General features: G+C 52.2%; 21 protein-coding genes and 1 pseudogene. 7 read left to right on the top strand and 15 right to left on the bottom strand.

Annotated elements, in window-relative coordinates:
• Nucleotides 1-4: 4 nt before the first annotated feature.
• From spoT to gmk, 3 genes are read right to left on the bottom strand one after another with little or no spacing between them, the layout of a single operon-like run.
• A complete protein-coding gene (gene spoT / locus O9K67_RS00495; protein ID WP_061492489.1) occupies nucleotides 5-2,128 on the bottom strand; it encodes a bifunctional GTP diphosphokinase/guanosine-3',5'-bis pyrophosphate 3'-pyrophosphohydrolase in 2,124 nt (707 codons plus the stop codon).
• 22 nt (nucleotides 2,129-2,150) lie between these two features.
• The gene (gene rpoZ / locus O9K67_RS00500) at nucleotides 2,151-2,426 is read right to left on the bottom strand and encodes a DNA-directed RNA polymerase subunit omega (protein WP_000135058.1); all 276 of its coding nucleotides are present in this window, start codon (nucleotides 2,424-2,426) and stop codon (nucleotides 2,151-2,153) included.
• Between the two features lie 54 nt (nucleotides 2,427-2,480).
• Nucleotides 2,481-3,104 carry a guanylate kinase gene (gene gmk / locus O9K67_RS00505; RefSeq protein ID WP_061492490.1) on the bottom strand — a complete coding sequence of 208 codons (624 nt, stop codon included), beginning with the start codon at nucleotides 3,102-3,104 and terminating at the stop codon, nucleotides 2,481-2,483.
• A gap of 258 nt (nucleotides 3,105-3,362) precedes the next feature.
• On the opposite strand from gmk, the gene ligB reads away from it, so the two are divergent.
• On the top strand, nucleotides 3,363-5,042 hold the full coding sequence (gene ligB, locus O9K67_RS00510; protein WP_148654729.1) for an NAD-dependent DNA ligase LigB: 1,680 nt from the start codon (nucleotides 3,363-3,365) through the stop codon (nucleotides 5,040-5,042).
• Here the strand turns inward: ligB and O9K67_RS00515 are convergent.
• The 5 genes and pseudogenes from O9K67_RS00515 to O9K67_RS00535 all read right to left on the bottom strand — a co-directional run bounded on the left by O9K67_RS00515 (nucleotide 5,036) and on the right by O9K67_RS00535 (nucleotide 8,821).
• Nucleotides 5,036-5,653: a trimeric intracellular cation channel family protein gene (locus O9K67_RS00515; RefSeq protein WP_061492492.1), complete on the bottom strand. Its 618-nt coding sequence runs from the start codon at nucleotides 5,651-5,653 to the stop codon at nucleotides 5,036-5,038. The two genes, ligB and O9K67_RS00515, sit on opposite strands and share 7 nt — an antisense overlap.
• A 455-nt stretch (nucleotides 5,654-6,108) precedes the next feature.
• The gene (locus tag O9K67_RS00520) at nucleotides 6,109-6,555 is read right to left on the bottom strand and encodes a DUF943 family protein (RefSeq protein WP_061492493.1); all 447 of its coding nucleotides are present in this window, start codon (nucleotides 6,553-6,555) and stop codon (nucleotides 6,109-6,111) included.
• A complete protein-coding gene (locus tag O9K67_RS00525) occupies nucleotides 6,548-7,351 on the bottom strand; it encodes a DUF3289 family protein (RefSeq protein ID WP_071889824.1) in 804 nt (267 codons plus the stop codon). Before O9K67_RS00525 ends, O9K67_RS00520 begins: the two co-directional genes overlap by 8 nt.
• Before the next feature lie 222 nt (nucleotides 7,352-7,573).
• A pseudogene (locus tag O9K67_RS00530) lies at nucleotides 7,574-7,738 on the bottom strand (tyrosine-type recombinase/integrase); the annotation flags it as partial.
• Between the two features lie 219 nt (nucleotides 7,739-7,957).
• Nucleotides 7,958-8,821, bottom strand: a complete 864-nt coding sequence (locus O9K67_RS00535; protein WP_061492494.1) for a YicC/YloC family endoribonuclease — start codon at nucleotides 8,819-8,821, stop codon at nucleotides 7,958-7,960.
• A gap of 122 nt (nucleotides 8,822-8,943) precedes the next feature.
• On the opposite strand from O9K67_RS00535, the gene rph reads away from it, so the two are divergent.
• Both rph and pyrE read left to right on the top strand, forming a co-directional pair.
• The gene (gene rph, locus O9K67_RS00540) at nucleotides 8,944-9,660 is read left to right on the top strand and encodes a ribonuclease PH (protein ID WP_061492495.1); all 717 of its coding nucleotides are present in this window, start codon (nucleotides 8,944-8,946) and stop codon (nucleotides 9,658-9,660) included.
• A 64-nt stretch (nucleotides 9,661-9,724) separates the two neighbouring features.
• The gene (gene pyrE, locus O9K67_RS00545; RefSeq protein WP_061492496.1) at nucleotides 9,725-10,366 is read left to right on the top strand and encodes an orotate phosphoribosyltransferase; all 642 of its coding nucleotides are present in this window, start codon (nucleotides 9,725-9,727) and stop codon (nucleotides 10,364-10,366) included.
• A gap of 34 nt (nucleotides 10,367-10,400) precedes the next feature.
• On the opposite strand, the gene O9K67_RS00550 is transcribed toward pyrE, so the two are convergent.
• The 4 genes from O9K67_RS00550 to coaBC all read right to left on the bottom strand — a co-directional run bounded on the left by O9K67_RS00550 (nucleotide 10,401) and on the right by coaBC (nucleotide 13,967).
• The gene (locus O9K67_RS00550; protein ID WP_082794118.1) at nucleotides 10,401-11,417 is read right to left on the bottom strand and encodes an SMP-30/gluconolactonase/LRE family protein; all 1,017 of its coding nucleotides are present in this window, start codon (nucleotides 11,415-11,417) and stop codon (nucleotides 10,401-10,403) included.
• 181 nt (nucleotides 11,418-11,598) lie between these two features.
• Entirely contained in the window at nucleotides 11,599-12,195 is a 597-nt protein-coding gene (gene slmA / locus O9K67_RS00555) for a nucleoid occlusion factor SlmA (RefSeq protein WP_061492497.1), read from the bottom strand.
• A 124-nt stretch (nucleotides 12,196-12,319) separates the two neighbouring features.
• Entirely contained in the window at nucleotides 12,320-12,778 is a 459-nt protein-coding gene (dut, locus tag O9K67_RS00560) for a dUTP diphosphatase (protein ID WP_061492498.1), read from the bottom strand.
• The gene (gene coaBC, locus O9K67_RS00565) at nucleotides 12,756-13,967 is read right to left on the bottom strand and encodes a bifunctional phosphopantothenoylcysteine decarboxylase/phosphopantothenate--cysteine ligase CoaBC (protein WP_148654730.1); all 1,212 of its coding nucleotides are present in this window, start codon (nucleotides 13,965-13,967) and stop codon (nucleotides 12,756-12,758) included. The genes dut and coaBC overlap by 23 nt, the downstream gene beginning before the upstream one ends.
• Before the next feature lie 174 nt (nucleotides 13,968-14,141).
• On the opposite strand from coaBC, the gene radC reads away from it, so the two are divergent.
• From radC to mutM, 4 genes are all read left to right on the top strand, one after another.
• Complete coding sequence (gene radC / locus O9K67_RS00570) at nucleotides 14,142-14,810, top strand: RadC family protein (protein WP_061492500.1); 669 nt, start codon at nucleotides 14,142-14,144, stop codon at nucleotides 14,808-14,810.
• A 216-nt stretch (nucleotides 14,811-15,026) separates the two neighbouring features.
• Entirely contained in the window at nucleotides 15,027-15,263 is a 237-nt protein-coding gene (rpmB, locus tag O9K67_RS00575; protein WP_002436699.1) for a 50S ribosomal protein L28, read from the top strand.
• Between the two features lie 20 nt (nucleotides 15,264-15,283).
• Nucleotides 15,284-15,451 carry a 50S ribosomal protein L33 gene (rpmG, locus tag O9K67_RS00580; protein ID WP_003024094.1) on the top strand — a complete coding sequence of 56 codons (168 nt, stop codon included), beginning with the start codon at nucleotides 15,284-15,286 and terminating at the stop codon, nucleotides 15,449-15,451.
• 75 nt (nucleotides 15,452-15,526) lie between these two features.
• Nucleotides 15,527-16,336 carry a bifunctional DNA-formamidopyrimidine glycosylase/DNA-(apurinic or apyrimidinic site) lyase gene (gene mutM / locus O9K67_RS00585; protein WP_061492501.1) on the top strand — a complete coding sequence of 270 codons (810 nt, stop codon included), beginning with the start codon at nucleotides 15,527-15,529 and terminating at the stop codon, nucleotides 16,334-16,336.
• Nucleotides 16,337-16,411: 75 nt separating this feature from the next.
• On the opposite strand, the gene coaD is transcribed toward mutM, so the two are convergent.
• From coaD to waaA, 3 genes are read right to left on the bottom strand one after another with little or no spacing between them, the layout of a single operon-like run.
• On the bottom strand, nucleotides 16,412-16,891 hold the full coding sequence (coaD, locus tag O9K67_RS00590) for a pantetheine-phosphate adenylyltransferase (RefSeq protein WP_061492502.1): 480 nt from the start codon (nucleotides 16,889-16,891) through the stop codon (nucleotides 16,412-16,414).
• Nucleotides 16,892-16,894: 3 nt separating this feature from the next.
• Nucleotides 16,895-17,665 carry a glycosyltransferase family 2 protein gene (locus O9K67_RS00595; RefSeq protein WP_061492503.1) on the bottom strand — a complete coding sequence of 257 codons (771 nt, stop codon included), beginning with the start codon at nucleotides 17,663-17,665 and terminating at the stop codon, nucleotides 16,895-16,897.
• Nucleotides 17,665-18,939, bottom strand: coding sequence for a lipid IV(A) 3-deoxy-D-manno-octulosonic acid transferase (waaA, locus tag O9K67_RS00600; protein ID WP_061492504.1), 1,275 nt, complete (start codon nucleotides 18,937-18,939; stop codon nucleotides 17,665-17,667). The genes O9K67_RS00595 and waaA overlap by 1 nt, the downstream gene beginning before the upstream one ends.
• Between the last annotated feature and the right edge of the window lie 12 nt (nucleotides 18,940-18,951).

An 18,951-nucleotide genomic window follows, 5' to 3' on the forward strand; every position in this document is an offset into this window, starting at 1 on the left:
AAAATCAGTTTCGGTTACGGGTGACTTTAATCACGTCTGGCATCACGCGGATCTTACGCATGATATTCGCCAGGTGGACGCGATCGCGCGCCGTGAGACGGATGAAAGCACTGTATACACGACCATCTTTCTCTTCCGTATTCAGGCTCTGAATATTGGAAGAGGCCGTATTGATGGCGGCCGTCAGGTTAGCCAGTGCTCCCTGATGGTTGAACATATCCACCTTGATCTCGGTGATAAATTCCTGGGCGGTCTCTTTGTCCCACTCCACGGCCATAAATTTCTCGGCTTCTTTTTGATAACCCCGAATATTACGGCAGGACTCATGGTGGATAACCAGCCCTTTACCGGGGCTGACGTGAGCGACAATCGGGTCGCCAGGGATCGGGCGACAGCATTTGGCGAAGGTGATCAGCACACCATCGGCGCCTTTAATCGGCAGATGGCCGCCATTGTTGCCCGTACCGGCAGGGGTTTGTACGGCTTGCACTGCTTCCCCTTGCTGCAGGTTTTTCGCCACCACGACGCTCATGGCGTTGCCGAGACCGATTTCCGCCAGCAGATCGTCCAGCGCCGCCAGCTTCATGCGGTCCAGCTCGCGCTGAATATGCTCCGGTGGGATTTCCGCCAGTTTGCGGCTTCCGCCTAATGCATGGTTGAGCAGACGACGACCGAGACTGACGGAATCATCGCGCTTGAGGTTTTTCAACATCTGGCGGATTTTGGCTCGCGCTTTCGAGCTGACGACAAAGTTCAGCCATGCGGCGTTCGGGCGGGCACCCGGTGCGGTGATAATTTCTACCGTCTGGCCGCTGGAGAGCGACTGCGACAGCGGGTAAGGCTGGCGGTCGACACGCGCACCCACGCAGGCATGGCCGATATCGGTATGCACGGCATAGGCAAAGTCCACTGGCGTAGCGCCCGCGGGCAGTTCAACGATGCGGCCTTCCGGGGTGAAAACATAAATCTCATCGGGGAAGAGATCAGATTTAACGCTCTCGATAAATTCAAACGAGCTACCGGCGCTCTGCTGTAGCTCCAGCAGGCTTTGCATCCAACGCTGGGCGCGAATTTGCGCCGTGGTGCTGCTTTCACCGTGCTCTTTATATGCCCAGTGTGCGGCGACCCCCATCTCTGCCATCTGATCCATATCTTCCGTGCGGATCTGCACCTCAACCGGTACGCCGTGCGGACCAATCATCGAGGTGTGCAGCGACTGATAGCCGTTTGCCTTTGGAATGGCGATGTAGTCTTTAACGCGGCCCGGGCGCGGCTTATACAAGCTGTGCATCTGACCGAGTACGCGATAGCAGGTATCCAGATCATGAACGATGACGCGAAACGCGTAGATATCCATGATGGAGTGAAAACGCTGCTCTTTCAGCACCATCTTGCAGTAGATGGAGTAAAGGTGTTTTTCACGCCCGCTCACGCGGCAGGGAATGCCCGCTTCCTGTAAACGCCCTTCGATTTCTGAGAGGATTTTTTGAATCATCTCTTTGCGGTTGCCGCGCGCGGCTTTCACCACTTCTTTGATGACACGGTAACGGTTTGGGTACAACGCTTCAAAACCCAGCTCTTCAAGCTCGGTCTTAATGTGATGAATACCTAAACGGTGTGCCAGCGGACTGTAGATTTCGAGGGTTTCACGGGCAATGCGGCGACGTTTATCCGGGCGAAGTGAACCCAGCGTGCGCATGTTGTGCGTGCGGTCGGCAAGTTTGATCAGAATGACGCGGATGTCCTGCACCATCGCCATGATCATCTTACGAAAGTTTTCGGCCTGCGCTTCTTTCTTATCCTGAAACTTGAGCTTATCAAGTTTGGATACCCCTTCCACCAGTTCGGCAACGCTTTTGCCAAACAGCTGTTCCATATCCTGGTAAGTGGCTGGGGTATCTTCAATCACATCATGCAGTAGCGCGGCCATGAGTGTTTCGTGGTCGAGTTTCATCTCAGCCAGAATACAGGCTACCGCTACCGGGTGCGTGATATAAGGTTCACCGCTTGAACGTGTCTGGCCCTCGTGAGCGTCACGTGCAACGAGATACGCCTGCCTGAGACGTTTGATTTGGTCTTCAGGCAGATAGTTTTGAATCAGCTGATTCAGGCTTTCAAACAGATACAAGGGTGACCTGCTGCAGGATTAATTAACGGCGACCTTCAGCAATGGCGGTGACGGCCTGCAGTTCTGCGGCTTCCTGCTCTTGCTGCTCCTGGCGCTCACGTACGTCGAGGATCTGGTTGTTGATCAGACCTTCTTCGATTTCGCGCAGCGCGATAACGGTAGTTTTATCGTTTTCTTCCGGTACCAGCGGATCTTTGCCGCCAACCTGCATCTGACGAGCGCGACGCGCGGCGACCAGCACCAGGTCAAAACGGTTACCAATTTTCTCTACAGCGTCCTGAACAGTTACGCGTGCCATACTTAAAATGCTCCACAGGTGAAGAAATGACTGGGCATGATACTTAAACCAGGCTCAGTCTGCCAATAGTTTGCTGATTAAAGCGTCATGTCGCTGCTTCTGGCGGCTCATGCGCAGACGTTCAGCGCGAATAATGGTTTTCAAATCGCCCAAGGCGGTATCGAAATCATCATTCACAATAAGGTAATCATATTCTGCGTAATGACTCATTTCCGCAACTGCCAGCGCCATACGTTTCGCGATTACCTCTTCGCTGTCCTGACCACGCCCACGCAGGCGACGATCCAGCTCCACTTTCGACGGCGGTAGAATAAAGATGCTACGTGCCTGCGGCATTCGGGTGCGAATTTGTTGCGCGCCCTGCCAGTCGATATCGAGAAACACATCCACGCCGGTGGACAGCACTTGCTCAATGGTCGCGCGGGAGGTGCCGTAGTAATTGCCAAACACCTCGGCATGCTCAAGAAACGCGTCGTCATTAATCATGGCCTTAAACTCGTCATGATTAACAAAGAAATAGTGTTCACCGTGCACTTCGCCCGGGCGCGGCGCGCGCGTCGTATGCGAAACAGAAACTTGCGTGTCGTATAACGGTTGGGTTTTCAACAAAGCCTGGATGAGGCTTGATTTACCCGCGCCGCTGGGGGCGGAAACAATATAGAGCGTGCCTTGAGCCATGAGAGTCTTTTGTATGTGAATTGCGAAAGGAAACTTACATACGTGCCTATTATACACATCGCTGCTATGTGACGTAGCTTTTGTCACACTTTTTCCCGCTGAGTTTGACGTTTTCCATACTGCTTTCCTGATTTGTCTGCAAATTTTCATTGTCACGATGAATTCCCTGAACCGTCCTCGCAATCTCCCTTTTTCCTGCTCGAAAGAGCCATCCCGGCAACGCTATAACGGCTGCGCTATCACAAGGGAGAAATCATGATGTGGAGAAAAGCCGGAGCCGCAATGTGTCTGTTGCTGTGGAGTGTGTTCACTCAGGCGACCTGCCCGGTCTGGTCGCCAGTGCGGGCGCAAGAAGAGGTCAGCCGACTGCAACAACAACTTGCTCAGTGGAACAACGACTATTGGGCGCAGGGCGAGAGCGGCGTGAGTGATGATGTGTATGACCGGCTCAGCATGCGCTTAACGCAATGGCAGCGTTGCTTTGATCTGCATGCCGTAGGCAGTGTATCGACATTGCCTGGCGGTAATGTGAAACATCCGGTGGCGCATACCGGGGTGCGCAAACTGGCCGATAAACATGCGCTACAGCAATGGATGGCAGGAAAGAAGGATCTCTGGGTTCAGCCGAAAGTGGATGGTGTGGCGGTCACGCTGGTATACCGGCATGGCAAGCTGGTGCAAGCCATCAGCCGTGGTGATGGCCTGGCAGGAGAGGACTGGACAGAAAAAGTGCGTGCTATTCCGTCGATTCCCAAAACGGTAACCGGTTTGTTGGCGAATAGTATTTTGCAAGGGGAGTTGTTTCTACGCCGCGATGATCACATTCAAAAACGTATGGGAGGGCTCAACGCCAGGGCAAAGGTGGCAGGGGCGATGATGAGCCGCCGCGACACGCCTCTTCTGTCTGAGCTGGCGTTTTTCGTTTGGGCCTGGCCGGATGGCCCGGCAACATTTTCCCGAAAGGTTGAGTTACTTAGCAAAGCGGGGTTTGAATGGGTACAGCGTTACAGCGTGGCGGTAGATAATGTGCAGGATGTGGAGCGTTTACGCGCCAGTTGGTACACATCACCGTTGCCGTTTGTAACCGATGGCGTCGTAGTCCGTACGGCGATGGAACCGACAGGAAACACGTGGTTGCCCGGAGACGGGCACTGGGTTGCGGCCTGGAAATACGAGCCGGTTGAGCAGGTTACCGGGGTCAACGCGATCCAGTTCACTACAGGCCGTACCGGTAAGATTTCGGTGGTGGCGCAGCTTGAGCCGGTGCAACTGGATGATAAACGTGTTCGGCGAGTGAATATTGGCTCCATCCGAAAATGGCAGGTGTTGGATATCGCTCCGGGAGATCAGGTTTCTGTCAGCCTTGCCGGACAGGGTATCCCGCGGATCAATCGCGTGGTCTGGCGTGGAGTGGAACGGGAAAAGCCCACGCCGCCGGATGCACGATTTACGCCACTTACCTGTTTTTATGCCTCACCTGAGTGCTACGAGCAATTTATTGCCCGACTGGTTTGGCTTGGGTCGCCAAAAGCGCTCGGCATTGACGGCGTGGGAGAAGAAGGCTGGCGTGCATTGCATCAGGCACATCGTTTCGAGCACATATTTTCCTGGCTGGCGCTGACGAAGGCGCAATTGCAGGCGACGCCGGGTTTCTCTGCTGCGCGAGGCCTGCAACTCTGGCATCGGTTTTCGTTAGCGCGCGACAGGCCGTTTACTCGCTGGCTGAATGCGCTCGGCACGCCGTTGCCGCAGGCGGCGTTAAAAGCGACGAGTGACACACACTGGCGGCAAGTACGCGCACGTGATGAACTTGCATGGCAGCAGTTACCCGCCATTGGTGCACAAAAAGCCCGGCAGCTTATCACCTTTGTTCGGACGCCAGTGGTTGAACAATTGACGTTATGGCTGGGCAAGCAAGGCGTGAAGGCGTTTCAGTGAGCGTTGTGTTTGTAATGGAATACCGGCAGTCCCAATTTCCAGCGGATTGCCAGTAGGCGGGCGGTGAAGCCGAACAGGAGTGTGGTGATCACGACCGTATCATGGTTGGAAATATAATGGCCAAGGGCGAGATAGAGCACGGCTGAGGCAAAGGCGATTCCGGCATAAAGTTCTTTTTGAAATACCAGGGGAATACGTTTACAGAACATATCGCGTAATACACCACCAAATACGCCAGTAACCACGGCCGCAATAGTTGCAATCACCGGACCTTCGCCCATATCCAGTGCGATTTGTGCTCCGATGATGGAGAACACCACCAATCCGAGAGCATCAAGGATCAGAAACAGGCGACGAAGATGCGGCATTACCGGAGCAAAAATGGTGGTCAGAACTGCGGCAACGGCGACAATAATGACATATTCGGGATGCTTAACCCAGCCAAGCGGATAATGGCCAAGCAGGATATCGCGGACCGAGCCGCCGCCAAGTGCAGTGGCGGTGGCAATAATAATAACGCCAAAGGTATCCATCCGGCGGCGGCCTGCCGCCAGTGCACCTGTCATGGCTTCGGCGGTAATGCCAATAAGATAAAGAGTGTGTAACAGCATATCGCCTCCGTGATTCAGAGGCGGCAGGGTAGCGGCTCGTATGGAAGACGACGATTGAGATTTTCTCACATATGGCGTGTTGGATAACTTTTACTAATGCGAATGTAAAAATGGAATTTATTTAATTAAATGATTTTAAAGATAAATTTCTTTTATCTATAGAGGGGGTGTGGCCGGGTTTGTGGTTTTTAGCCTGACAAAAGTAATTATGCTAATAAACGTCAGTTCTACTCCTCGGGAGCCATCACCTGCGGTAACGTTTACAGCAGCATATCCACGTCGATTTGGGAAGGCAAATAGGGGAGTCGCAGCCTCTGGATTTCAACTCATCTTACAAACGGAAATGTTTATTGTTTTTAGAGCCAATCTGGATGATATAATTTTAAATAATCTGTATTTTATACGACAGATTATTTTTTATAATTAAATGCATAACAACATAATGACTAAAGATTTTATTCTAAAACTACTTTACCATCTTGTGTCTGGATATAAGTTTCACCGTTTATATTTATGAATTGTTTACTATTAAGATTGCCTCGAACAACTATTGCTATATTGTTATACACACATTTTTCATGTTTGCCATTCGTATCATCAAAGCAAGTATAATCATCGAGAGAACCATCCCTTGTTCCTTTGGGTAATTGTTCATAACCATCGAAGCTCATGATGGTAACTGTGAAGTTATATGGTGTATTGATAACGTGATACTCCTTCTGAAGGAAGTCCTTATTTTTTATCCACCATTTTAATTTTCCTTCTGTTGTCATTGGTAAATGTTCTACAAAAACTACACCATTATTCACCCTGACTATTTTTGTTGGTCTGACGGCAATCCATATGCAGTATGCAATGATTAAAATAATTGTAATTGCTCCAATCCTTTTATAATTAAACATTGTTTTCTCCTGTCAATGTTATAGTGGCTTCAAAATTTGTGAAAAATGGTTTTTGAGCTAAATGTTTTGCCCGCTGAAGGACAAACCATATCCTAAAAAAAGCAATCGAATTGAATTGGGGTTTCAATATATCTTCTCTGTCTAACCCAAAATGATCTTGTGCTCTGTATTTTACAACCGCAGTATACCTATTTCCTTGAAGGATGAGACTTTCAATGGAAATTTCTGTACTGTTTATACCATGAACGGCTATGCCCATTCCATTGACCCAATCTTTCCATCTTGTGTATTTTGGTAAAAAACTATTATATAAATCGTTTGAAAAATGCTCTTTTATCAGTTTTGATTTTCTAAAATCAAATTGCTCGATAGCTTTTTTAATGATGGCTAAAGTACTATTAGGGGAGTTGTCAGTCAAAATGAGATTTTTGTACGCATTATTCATTGCTGGATGTTGGTAATCTCTTCCATTATTCCGTTGCATATGATTGAACAGATCTTTGATCAAACCCTGGTATGGACCCTGGAAAGAAAATACATGGGATTGAGATCTTAACTCATCATATAACATGGCAATGGCTTTTTCTCTACTTACGGCAGGTATTGAGCTTAGTGAGGGATGTTTATAGGAAGGACAAAAAGTTGTCCAGTCTATAAGTGTTGATACTTGTCCGAGATGATAATGCTTTTTTAGTGTATCAGCATCAATATCGCCGCTCTGCATATCATCGGCATTTATGTCATTAAATCTTTTTTTTGTGGTGAAGATTATCAATTTACTATCGATTCCATTCATTTGAAACAAATCCCTTTCAGTCAAATGTACAACTACTATACAGTTATATTTTAATACTGCAATCAGTACTTTTCTTAACATTTTTTGTCTGAGCGTTTAGGCTGGATTCTTTATCAGGATGCGATCTATGTTGCGACGCATGTCAAAGTAAGCAACTGCTAAAAGAGAAGGGAGATTAATCGTAACGCTCATTAATAAATATCATTCTCGTAGCAACCCTTTTTAAGGCTTCTTTCTTTCATCAAAGTAATCATGCCTGTTATAGATCCCTTCTACACCTTTCAGTTTGTGGTTGAAACACCGCCCTGCTACGTGCAGAGGAACTGACAGTGAAGCAAGCAGATCTCGTCTTGTAGAGTGGATTGTGTATCGAAGCATCCAGTAAGGCTCACACTTTGGTTGGACTTTCAGATACAAGCCACGCCCATTTCCAAATTTCCCCGGTTCTCCTGCTTTGATGAAAGCCTGAACCGTCCTGACAGTGAGTTACCCTATCCTGATGAAGAATCGGTGTGGAGGATAGGGTTATAAACTGCCAGATGAGACGAGTAGAGCAAAAAGCCCATTTAACATGGGCTTATGGATTGATATGGACTTTGAGAGAATTTACTCGATGTTCTGAATCTGCTCGCGCATCTGTTCGATCAGCACTTTCAGCTCGATGGCTGAATTGGTGACGTCTGCGTTAATAGACTTGGACGCCAGGGTGTTCGACTCACGGTTGAACTCCTGCATCATAAAGTCGAGTCGACGGCCAACAGCTTCTTTCTTCTTCAGAATGTTGTAGGTCTCTTTGACGTGAGCGTCGAGACGATCCAGCTCTTCGGCCACGTCGATACGTTGCGCCATCAGCACCAGTTCCTGCTCAAGACGGTTATTCTCAAGCTGCACCTGCGCTTCTTCCAGTTTGGAGACCAGGCGCTCGCGCTGCCATTGCAGGATTTCCGGCATATGCCCGCGGACTTTGGTGACTTCGGCGCTCACACCTTCAAGGCGTTGTTCGATCAGCAACTTCAATGCCTGGCCTTCGGTTTCGCGGGCGACAATGAAATCATCCAGCGCGCTATCCAGCGCAGCGAGAATTTGTGCGGCGATAGCGTCCAGATCCTGTTCCTGAGCCGCCATTACGCCAGGCCAGCGCAGAATATCAACCGGATTGATTTCCCCTTCGTCGCTCTGCATTTTGACCCAGTTCGCTGCGTTAACCAGTTGCTTAGCCAGTTTCTCATTAAGGATCAACTCGCCTTGCGCGCTGGCGTCTGGCTCAAAACGCAGATTGCATTCAACTTTTCCGCGCGTCAGGCGGGTACGGAGACGTTCGCGCACAACCGGCTCAAGGCTGCGGAATTGCTCTGGCAGACGGAAGTAAGTTTCCAGATAACGCTGGTTAACCGAGCGCAGTTCCCAGGAGGCAGAGCCCCATTCACCCTTGATTTCACGCCGGGCGTAGGCGGTCATACTGCGGATCATAGACGTTCCCGTTTTTAAAGAGAGATGCGGGGATTATAGCTTTCGTGGCCTTATCAGGATAGGAATAACCACGGTAAGCCAGTATAATGCGCAGCCACATTCGAATAGCCGGAGAAATCATCATGCGTCCAGCAGGCCGTAGCGCCACTCAGGTGCGTCCCGTTACCCTGACCCGTAATTACACAAAACACGCAGAAGGCTCCGTGCTGGTTGAATTTGGTGATACCAAAGTGCTGTGCACCGCCTCTATTGAAGAAGGCGTTCCGCGTTTTCTGAAAGGTCAGGGCCAGGGCTGGATCACAGCTGAATATGGCATGTTGCCGCGTTCCACTCATACCCGTAATGCGCGTGAAGCGGCAAAGGGTAAACAGGGCGGCCGCACGATGGAAATTCAGCGCCTGATTGCCCGCGCGCTGCGCGCTGCGGTCGATTTAAACGCGCTCGGCGAATTCACTATTACCCTCGACTGCGATGTTATTCAGGCTGATGGTGGTACCCGTACCGCGTCAATTACCGGTGCGTGTGTTGCGCTGGCTGATGCGCTGAACAAACTGGTTGCTGCCGGGAAGCTGAAAACCAACCCGCTGAAGGGCATGGTTGCCGCAGTTTCTGTGGGCATCGTGAACGGTGAAGCGGTGTGTGACCTTGAATACGTAGAAGACTCCGCAGCCGAAACCGATATGAATGTGGTGATGACCGAAGATGGCCGCATGATTGAGGTTCAGGGTACGGCAGAAGGCGAGCCCTTCTCCCACGAAGAGTTACTTACCCTGCTGGCATTGGCCAGAGGGGGAATCGAATCGATTATCGCGACGCAGAAAGCGGCGCTGGCAAACTAGTTACTAAGGGCGACGATGTCGCCCTTTTTTTTGTCTGTAGAAAAGTGAGATGAGGAGCGGATCCATGAAAGCGTACCAGCGTCAGTTTATTGAATTTGCGCTTAACAAACAGGTACTCAAGTTTGGCGAATTTACGCTGAAATCCGGGCGTAAAAGCCCCTATTTCTTCAACGCCGGGCTATTTAATACCGGGCGCGATCTGGCGTTGTTAGGGCGTTTTTACGCCGAAGCGCTGGTGGATTCCGGCATTGATTTCGACCTGTTGTTTGGCCCGGCTTACAAAGGGATCCCAATCGCCACCACTACCGCTGTCGCGCTGGCGGAACATCATGAGCGCGATGTACCTTACTGCTTTAACCGCAAAGAGGCCAAAGATCACGGCGAAGGCGGTAATCTGGTTGGCAGCGCGTTGCAGGGGCGTGTCATGCTGGTGGACGACGTGATCACCGCAGGCACCGCTATTCGTGAGTCGATGGAAATTATCCAGGCTAACGGGGCGACGCTGGCGGGCGTGCTGATTTCGCTGGATCGTCAGGAGCGTGGCCGCGCGGATATCTCCGCGATCCAGGAAGTTGAACGGGACTATGGCTGCAAAGTGATCGCCATCATCACGCTGAAAGAGTTGATTGCCTATCTGGAAGAGAAGCCGGAAATGGCCGATCACCTGGCTGCTGTTCGCGCTTATCGCGAGCAGTACGGCGTTTAAATCTCTGCCCGGCAGGTTGCCTGCCGGGTCAGTGTTACAGCAGCTTCGCGCCTTGCGTATTTACATACAGTGAATAGATCGAGGTGCTGGCGGCCATAAACAGGCGGTTACGTTGTTCGCCACCAAAACAGAGATTTGCGCAGCGTTCCGGCAGATGGATCATGCCAATCGCCTTGCCTTGCGGGTTGAAGATGCGTACGCCGTCCAGCTCTTCCGTGCCCATACCCCAGCCGCACCACAAGTTGCCATGTACATCAATGGCGATACCGTCCGCTGTTCCGTTGTCGCAGTCGATATGCACCCGTTTATTTTTTAGCTGATTACCCACCACATCCCATGCCAGAATTAAACGATTAGGCGTGGCGCGGCTCTCCACTACATACAGCGTTTTTTGGTCGGCAGAGAAGCAGATCCCGTTCGGGCCTTTGACATCTCCCAGCACAACTTCCAGCTTGCGTGTCTCCGGATCGAGACGATAAACATTCTGCGGCAGTTGCGACTCGGCTTTATGCCCTTCATAGAACCCGGCAATGCCGAATGGCGGATCGGTAAACCAGATGGAACCATCTGACTTCACGGCGATATCGTTGGGGGAGTTCAGCGGTTTTCCTTCAAAATTGTCTGCCAGCACAGTGATTGTGCCGTCGTACTCGGTTCGCGTGATGCGGCGGGTATCATGTTCACAGCTGATTAGCCTGCCTTGCCTGTCGCGGGCGTGTCCGTTGGCGTTATTTGCGGGCTTGCGAAAGAGGCTGGTCTCGCCGGTTGCTTCGTCCCAGCGCATCACCGCGTTGTTAGGAATATCGCTCCACAGCAACATACGGGTATCGCCGAACCAGACGGGGCCTTCCGCCCAGCGGCAGCCGGTAGCGAGTTGCTCGACTTTGGCACTGGAGACCATATAGTCGCGGAAGCTGTCGTCCAGCGCGACGATGCTGGGATCCGGGTAGCGGGGGGAGGGGGCCCAGGCTGCGAGGCTTTTGTGGCTGAGTAGTAACGACGCGGTGGCGATACCACTGAGTTTTAGCAGTTCCCGACGAGATGTTGCCATCCGGTCTCTCCTTATTTGTAGGGTATTTTTAAGATGATTTGCGTTAAGTGGAATTGTCTTGCCAGAGGGAGGTTAGGAAATGTTAGATGCGGCGACATCTGGCATCTCAACGAATTCCGTTGGGCTTTTTCACAGAGAGTGGGGAAATGAGAATGCAGCCACACGGGGCTGCATGGAGAGATTATTGCAATTGCGCGGCTAACAACGGCCAGCGGGTCTCAAAGTCATCGGTCGGACTGTATTTAAATTCGCTACGCACATAGCGCGATAGCATGCCTTCGCAAAAGGCCAGTAGCTGGCTCGCCAGCAGGGTTTCATCGTGAGTGAACCCTTCGCCTTCACGCATTTTGCGCTCGCGCAGAACCTGGCGTAACTGCGCTTCAATGCGCTCAAACAGCTGGTTGATACGCCCTTGCAGACGGTCCTGTTCAAACATCAGCGCGTGACCGGTCATGATGCGCGTCAGACCTGGATTGCGCTCGCCGAACCCCAGAATCAGCAGCACGATCAAACGCAGGCGCGCCGTTGTGTCTTTCTCATCCTTCAAAATCAGGTTGATGCGAGTAATCAGGCTATCTTCGATAAACTCAATCAGACTATCGAACATGCGCGTTTTACTGGGAAAATGACGATACAGCGCGGCTTCAGAAACGCCGACGGACGCCGCCAGTTTCGCTGTGGTGATGCGTTGGCTTCCATCGCTGGATTCCAGCATCAGCGCCAGAGACTGAAGTATTTCTTCGCGACGATTCCTTTTCGCAGTTTGTTTTTCTGCCATGTTCTAAAATACCCCTGAAAAATAAGCACTCGTCAGGCGAGCAGCCACACAGCGACCGCAAACGTTGCGCGTTTGCGGTGATGTTATCGCGTTATTTCGCAGTGTGATGCGTTAAAAAAGACCGTTACTGGCGGCCAGAATGGCCGAAGCCGCCTTCGCCGCGCTCGGTCGCATCGAAGTCTTCCACCAGGTTAAATTCCGCCTGCACCACGGGTACAAATACCATCTGCGCAATACGTTCGCCGGGGACGATAGTAAAGCTGTCGTGTCCGCGGTTCCATACGGAAACCATCAACTGGCCCTGATAATCCGAGTCGATCAGCCCGACCAGGTTGCCCAGCACTACGCCATGTTTATGACCCAGTCCTGAACGTGGCAGGATAACTGCAGCCAGCGCCGGGTCGGCAATATGGATTGCCAGACCAGTCGGCAGCAACGTTGTCGCGCCCGGAGCCAGCTCAATTGCGGCGTCGAGACAGGCGCGCAGGTCAAGTCCGGCGGAACCGGAGGTGGCGTATGTCGGCAGCGGGAATTCGTTGCCAACGCGCGGGTCCAGAATCTTAACGTCGATTTTTTTCATCATAACGGGTAACGATCTCGTCCAGTAATAGGTGTCCCAGAAGTTCCTTGCGTTCCAGCGGTAAGCGTTTGTCGCCCTCCTGCCAGAAAAGGTGTAATGCGTTGCTGTCGCTATTAAAGCCTTGATCGGATTGCGAAACATCGTTAGCGCAAATTAAATCGAGGTTTTTGCGGGCGCGTTTTTGCCGGGCATATTCTTCCACATTATTTGTTTCGGCGGCAAACCCAACGACATAAGGCCGGTTGGTGGAGAGCGCGGCGACACCCGCTACAATATCCGGGTTTTTTATCATTTTTATCGTGATTTCATCGCCTTGCTTTTTGATCTTTTCTTCAGCAATGCTCGCGGCACGATAATCCGCAACGGCGGCGCAGCCGATAAAAATATGCTGCTGTTGCACGCCTTTTTGCACAGCGGCTTCCATCTCCAGCGCGGTGGTGACATCCACACGTTGTACGAAAGCCGGTGTAGGCAATGAAACCGGGCCGGAAACCAGCGTCACCTTCGCGCCACGGCTGGCGGCGGCAGCGGCGATGGCGAAGCCCATCTTCCCGGAGCTGAGATTGGTGATATAGCGCACTGGATCCAGCGGTTCACGCGTTGGACCGGCGGTAATCATGATGTTCAGATGTTGCAGATCTTTGACAGGCGAGAAATGTGCGGCCGCCAGATCGACAATCGTCAGCGGATCCAGCATCCGGCCGGGGCCAACATCTCCGCAGGCCTGACTGCCGCTGTCTGGTCCCCACAACAGTAGCCCGCGCGAGGCAAGCACTTGCAAATTATGCTGAGTAGCGGCGGCGCGATACATCTGCTGGTTCATGGCTGGCACCACCGCGACGGGCGATGGCGTAGCAAGGCAAATAGTAGAGACCAGGTCGTTGGCCATCCCGGCGGCAACGCGGGCGAGTAAGTCGGCGGTCGCGGGTGCCAGGATCACCAAATCAGCCCATTTCCCCAGTTCAATATGGCCCATTGCCGCTTCTGCCGCAGGATCCAACAGGCTGTCGGAAACCGGGTGCCCGGACACGGCCTGCAGGCTCATTGGCGTAATAAAGGCTTTGGCGGCCTCGGTCATTGCGACGCGGACTTCCGCGCCGCGATCGCGCAAACGGCGCACCAGCTCAGGCGCTTTATAGGCTGCGATGCCGCCGCTTACGCCGAGGACAATTTTTTTACCCGCCAGACTCATCATGATTCTTTCCTGTTGGATTTCACCAGAAGCTGGGCATTTTATCACAATCCTGATGTTGTCGTGCTTTTGCCCGCCAACCACTTTGCGAGGCGCTACGCAGGGTAAGCAATCCGCAGTCGATGTGGTGGAATGCAGTATGGCAGCATGAGCGCGAGAGATGGAGGAATGTACATGGATATTGTTTTTACCCCCCTGAAACCGCGGGAAAAAATGCTGAAATACGGCATTGAGTCGCTGACAGATATTGAGTTATTAGCGCTGTTTTTACGTACCGGTACGCCAGAAAAGTGCGTACTCACCATCGCCCGGGAAATGCTAACGCATTTTGGCTCGCTGTATGCGCTGCTCTCCTCCAGCCTTGAGGATTTTAAGGATATACAAGGTATTGGCCTTGCCAAGTATGCGCAGTTGAGAGGGATCGGCGAGCTGGCCCGGCGCTATTACAATGCGCGTTTGTTGGAGGAGAGTTCGCTCTTAAGCCCGGAAATGGCGCGGGAGTTCCTGCAAAGCCAGTTGATGAGCGAAGAGCGCGAGATCTTCATGGTGATCTTTCTGGATAACCAAAACCGGATACTGAAGCACAGTCGTTTGTTCAGCGGTACCATCAATAACGTAGAGGTACACCCGCGAGAAATTGTCCGCGAAGCGTTAAAAGTGAATGCAGCGGGCGTGATCCTCGCGCATAATCACCCCTCAGGTAATGCTGAGCCAAGTAAAGCGGATAAGCAGATCACCGAACGCGTGGTAAAATGCTGCCAGTTCATGGGCATACGAGTGCTTGATCACCTTGTTATCGGGCGTGGAGAGAGCGTTTCGTTTGCAGAGCGTGGCTGGATTTAGACCACTTTGCGCGATCCATCGGGATCTTTGTCTGTTCGGGACTTGAGCACACCGCCGACTCAGCGTATACTACGCCACCTTTGAGAATCTCGGGTTTGGCATTTGGGCCTGGCAATCGAGAGTTCACATTGAACTGCGATGACCGGGCTGTAAAGCCTGACGAGGCGCCGATACCCCATACGAAGCTCGAGCTAATTTGATTTTTGGAGAATAGACATGTCCCGAGTCTGCCAAGTTACTGGCAAGCGTCCGGTGACCGGTAACAACCGTTCCCACGCACTGAACGCGACTAAACGCCGTTTCCTGCCGAACCTGCACTCTCACCGTTTCTGGGTTGAGAGCGAGAAGCGTTTTGTCACCCTGCGCGTATCTGCTAAAGGTATGCGTGTAATTGATAAGAAAGGCATCGATACAGTTCTGTCTGAACTGCGTGCCCGTGGCGAAAAGTACTAAGTACTTAGAGGATATAAATCATGGCTAAAGGTATTCGTGAGAAAATCAAGCTGGTTTCTTCCGCTGGTACTGGTCACTTCTACACCACCACGAAGAACAAACGTACTAAGCCGGAAAAACTGGAACTGAAAAAATTCGATCCAGTTGTCCGCCAGCACGTGCTGTACAAAGAAGCTAAAATTAAATAATTTTAGTTTTCTTGAACAAAAACCCCGCATTGTCGGGGTTTTTGCATTTCTGATAACCCGCAAGCCGGAGACGAGATGCCTGAATTACCCGAAGTCGAAACCAGCCGTCGTGGCATAGAACCGCATTTGGTAGGTGAAACCATTCTTCATGCGGTGGTACGCAACGGGCGATTACGCTGGCCGGTTTCTGAAGAGATCCACAGCCTGAGCGATAAACGTGTGCTCAGCGTTCAGCGCCGCGCCAAATATGTGCTGCTGGAGCTACCGGACGGCTGGATCATCATCCATCTTGGTATGTCCGGTAGCCTGCGCATTCTTCCCTACGAATTACCGGCAGAAAAACACGACCATGTCGATTTGGTGATGAGTAATGGCAAAGTACTGCGTTACACCGATCCTCGCCGTTTTGGCGCGTGGCTGTGGACGAAAGAGCTTGAGGGCCACAACGTACTGGCGCATCTCGGGCCGGAGCCGTTAAGTGAGGCGTTTAACGCCAACTATCTTCAACAGAGATGTGCGAAGAAAAAAACCGCTATCAAACCCTGGCTAATGGATAACAAGCTGGTGGTGGGTGTTGGCAACATCTACGCCAGCGAATCGCTGTTTGCCGCAGGGATCCACCCCGATCGCCTTGCTTCATCACTTTCGGCGCAGGAGTGTGAAATCCTGGTGCGCGTGATCAAAGCCGTTTTGCTGCGATCCATTGAGCAGGGTGGAACCACGCTGAAAGACTTTTTGCAAAGCGACGGGAAACCGGGCTATTTTGCGCAAGAATTGCAGGTGTACGGGCGGGAAGGTGAGCCTTGTCGCGTATGCGGTACGCCAATCGTTGCGACTAAGCACGCACAGCGTTCAACGTTTTACTGTCGTCGTTGCCAGAAATAAATCCGGCATTTTTTGCGCCTGATGACGGCACGCTTACCGGGCCTGCAATTTCCGCAGGCCGGACAGGTAGGCCGCTTACTTCAGCTTTTCCAGCAGCGCCTGATGCACATTGGTTGGCAGGAAGTGCGTGACATCGCCATGGTGGCGTGCCACTTCTTTGACCAGTGTCGAGGAGATAAATGACCACTCTTTCGACGGCATCAAAAACACGCTCTCCAGCTCCGGCATTAGGTGGCGATTCATATGCGCAAGCTGCATCTCATATTCAAAATCCGCCACCGCGCGCAGACCGCGAATCAAAATATTAGCCTGCTGAGTGCGGGCAAAATTCGCCATTAAATCGCTGAATCCGACAACCTTAACATTTGGCAGATGCGCCGTGGCTGACTGCGCCAGTGCCACACGCTCATCCAGGTTAAACATCGGTTTTTTGCTCGGGCTGGCGGCAATCGCTAATACCACCTCGTCAAACATCACGGCGGCGCGGGCAACAATATCAATATGCCCGTTGGTAATAGGATCAAAGGTGCCGGGATAAATCGCTTTTGTGCTCATCGCTTATTCTTTCTCTGAATAACCGTGGTTCAGTGCCCACAGCCCGGTGTATTTATTGAAAGTATACTGCGCGTTAACCACCGCCAGCAGCCAGCCTTGTTTGCCATCAAACACGCCACCGCGTAACAGCAGGGTTTTGCAAAAGGCGCCCAAAGTATGGGCGAAAATTCCCGGAAGCGAGGTTTTTTTTCCGCGTTGATGGCGCTCCTGCGCCCACGCAGCCGCGTAATTGAGCTGTTTGCGCTGGAAACTGAAGAAATCCCGGCAGGTCAGATGCAGCAAATCCCCACTCAGCGCAATCACCTGCGCCTTTGGCGCTTCCAGCGACTCATGCACAAGATTATCGTTGTACTGGTAGCGCTCGCGCTCATACAAACGCGTTACGCGATCGGGATACCAGCCGCTGTGGCGCATAAAGCGACCGAGAAAATAGTTTCGACGGGCGATGCTGTAAACCGCGCCCGGTTGCGGTGCATCAAGCACGGCACGCAGAGTCTGCGCCAGTTCCGGTGTGACGCGCTCATCGGTGTCGATCATCAGGATATAATCGCCGTTGGCATAGCGCTGTGCCCGCTGGCGCTGAATGCCATAACCGGGCCATTCAGCACTGCTAAAGACTTTTGCACCGGCGCGGGTGGCAATGCCGATGGTGTCATCCTCACTACCGGAATCCAGTACTACAATTTCATCTGCCCAGGCGACGGACGCCAGGCAATCCGGCAGCAGATCCGCCGCGTTTTTGGCGATCATCACCACCGACAAACGTCTGGACATTAATGGCTCCGCTGAGGCAAATACGGTTGCAGGAGTTGCAGCAGGCGCGCCAGTGCCCCCTGGTTCTGGTGCAGCACTTCCACTGCATGGCGCCCGTACCATAAACGATAGTCTTCATCAGTTAGCAGCGTCGACACCTCTTTCACCAGCGAATCCGCATCGGTGACGGTAATCAGCCCTTCCGCTTCCTGCAAACGCGCGCAGATATCTTTGAAATTAAAGGTGTGCGGCCCCATCAGCACCGGAATAGCATGCGCTGCGGGCTCCAGTGGGTTATGGCCACCGCGCTCCACCAGACTGCCGCCAACAAAGGCCAGGTCGGCAATGCCGTACAGCAGCATCAATTCACCCATGGTATCGCCAATCACCACTTGGGTACTGCCGGAAGGGATTTCGCCCGTACTGCGCAAGGTGTAACTGAACCCGGCTTTTTGCGTCATATTGCGGGCGTCCGGGAAACGTTCCGGATGACGCGGAACCAGAATCAGCAGCAAATCCGGGAAACTCTCCAGAAGCTTGCGGTGTGCCTGTAAAATAATGGCCTCTTCGCCATCGTGTGTGCTGGTGGCAATCCACACTTTACGGCGCGGCGCCCACTGGCGACGCAGGGTAACCGCGCGCGCGGCAAGTTCCGGCGTTACCGAAATATCGAATTTCAAACTGCCGGTCACCGTCAGTTGATTGCGTTTCAGCCCGAGTTGCAGAAAACGATCGCCATCTTCCTGATTTTGCGCGGCAATGAGCGTGATTTTGCTCAGCAGGCGGCGCATAAATTTCCCCAGTTTCCCATACCCTTTCGCTGACCGCTCCGACAGGCGCGCATTGGCGATCACCAGCGGGATTTTCCGGGTGTTGAGCGCGGAAATCATATTCGGCCACAGTTCCGTCTCCATCACGATCACCAGCTTCGGGCGAACGGTGTTAAAGAAACGGTTCATGGCGCAGGGCAGGTCATAGGGCAAATAGACGTGATGAACATCTTTACCAAACGCCGACATCACGCGTTCTGAACCGGTTGGCGTCATGGTGGTGACAGTGATGGGCAGTGAAGGATAGCGATGACGCAAGGCTCGCACCAGCGGGATCGCCGCCAGCGTTTCGCCAACGGATACAGAATGCAACAAAATACCGTCCGGCTTCACTTTGTTACGACAGAATCCATAACGCTCGGCCCAGCGTTTACGGTAAGCAGGGGCCTTGCGGCTGCGAAGTAATAATCGCAACCACACCAGAGGCTGAATGACGTAGAGCAGGGTGGTATACAACAATTCCAAGCGACTATCCGT

It is taken from the genome of Kosakonia oryzendophytica (genome assembly GCF_027886705.1).
Classification (GTDB): Bacteria; Pseudomonadota; Gammaproteobacteria; order Enterobacterales; family Enterobacteriaceae; genus Kosakonia; species Kosakonia oryzendophytica.

Excerpts from the sequence above, each read along its gene's own strand:
- rpoZ (WP_000135058.1), bottom strand. The coding sequence starts at position 2,426 with ATGGCACGCGTAACTGTTCAGGACGCTGTAGAGAAAATTGGTAACCGT.
- gmk (WP_061492490.1), bottom strand. The coding sequence starts at position 3,104 with ATGGCTCAAGGCACGCTCTATATTGTTTCCGCCCCCAGCGGCGCGGGT.
- ligB (WP_148654729.1), top strand. The coding sequence starts at position 3,363 with ATGTGGAGAAAAGCCGGAGCCGCAATGTGTCTGTTGCTGTGGAGTGTG.
- O9K67_RS00515 (WP_061492492.1), bottom strand. The coding sequence starts at position 5,653 with ATGCTGTTACACACTCTTTATCTTATTGGCATTACCGCCGAAGCCATG.
- O9K67_RS00520 (WP_061492493.1), bottom strand. The coding sequence starts at position 6,555 with ATGTTTAATTATAAAAGGATTGGAGCAATTACAATTATTTTAATCATT.
- O9K67_RS00525 (WP_071889824.1), bottom strand. The coding sequence starts at position 7,351 with ATGAATGGAATCGATAGTAAATTGATAATCTTCACCACAAAAAAAAGA.
- O9K67_RS00535 (WP_061492494.1), bottom strand. The coding sequence starts at position 8,821 with ATGATCCGCAGTATGACCGCCTACGCCCGGCGTGAAATCAAGGGTGAA.
- rph (WP_061492495.1), top strand. The coding sequence starts at position 8,944 with ATGCGTCCAGCAGGCCGTAGCGCCACTCAGGTGCGTCCCGTTACCCTG.
- pyrE (WP_061492496.1), top strand. The coding sequence starts at position 9,725 with ATGAAAGCGTACCAGCGTCAGTTTATTGAATTTGCGCTTAACAAACAG.
- O9K67_RS00550 (WP_082794118.1), bottom strand. The coding sequence starts at position 11,417 with ATGGCAACATCTCGTCGGGAACTGCTAAAACTCAGTGGTATCGCCACC.
- slmA (WP_061492497.1), bottom strand. The coding sequence starts at position 12,195 with ATGGCAGAAAAACAAACTGCGAAAAGGAATCGTCGCGAAGAAATACTT.
- dut (WP_061492498.1), bottom strand. The coding sequence starts at position 12,778 with ATGATGAAAAAAATCGACGTTAAGATTCTGGACCCGCGCGTTGGCAAC.
- coaBC (WP_148654730.1), bottom strand. The coding sequence starts at position 13,967 with ATGAGTCTGGCGGGTAAAAAAATTGTCCTCGGCGTAAGCGGCGGCATC.
- radC (WP_061492500.1), top strand. The coding sequence starts at position 14,142 with ATGGATATTGTTTTTACCCCCCTGAAACCGCGGGAAAAAATGCTGAAA.
- rpmB (WP_002436699.1), top strand. The coding sequence starts at position 15,027 with ATGTCCCGAGTCTGCCAAGTTACTGGCAAGCGTCCGGTGACCGGTAAC.
- rpmG (WP_003024094.1), top strand. The coding sequence starts at position 15,284 with ATGGCTAAAGGTATTCGTGAGAAAATCAAGCTGGTTTCTTCCGCTGGT.
- mutM (WP_061492501.1), top strand. The coding sequence starts at position 15,527 with ATGCCTGAATTACCCGAAGTCGAAACCAGCCGTCGTGGCATAGAACCG.
- coaD (WP_061492502.1), bottom strand. The coding sequence starts at position 16,891 with ATGAGCACAAAAGCGATTTATCCCGGCACCTTTGATCCTATTACCAAC.
- O9K67_RS00595 (WP_061492503.1), bottom strand. The coding sequence starts at position 17,665 with ATGTCCAGACGTTTGTCGGTGGTGATGATCGCCAAAAACGCGGCGGAT.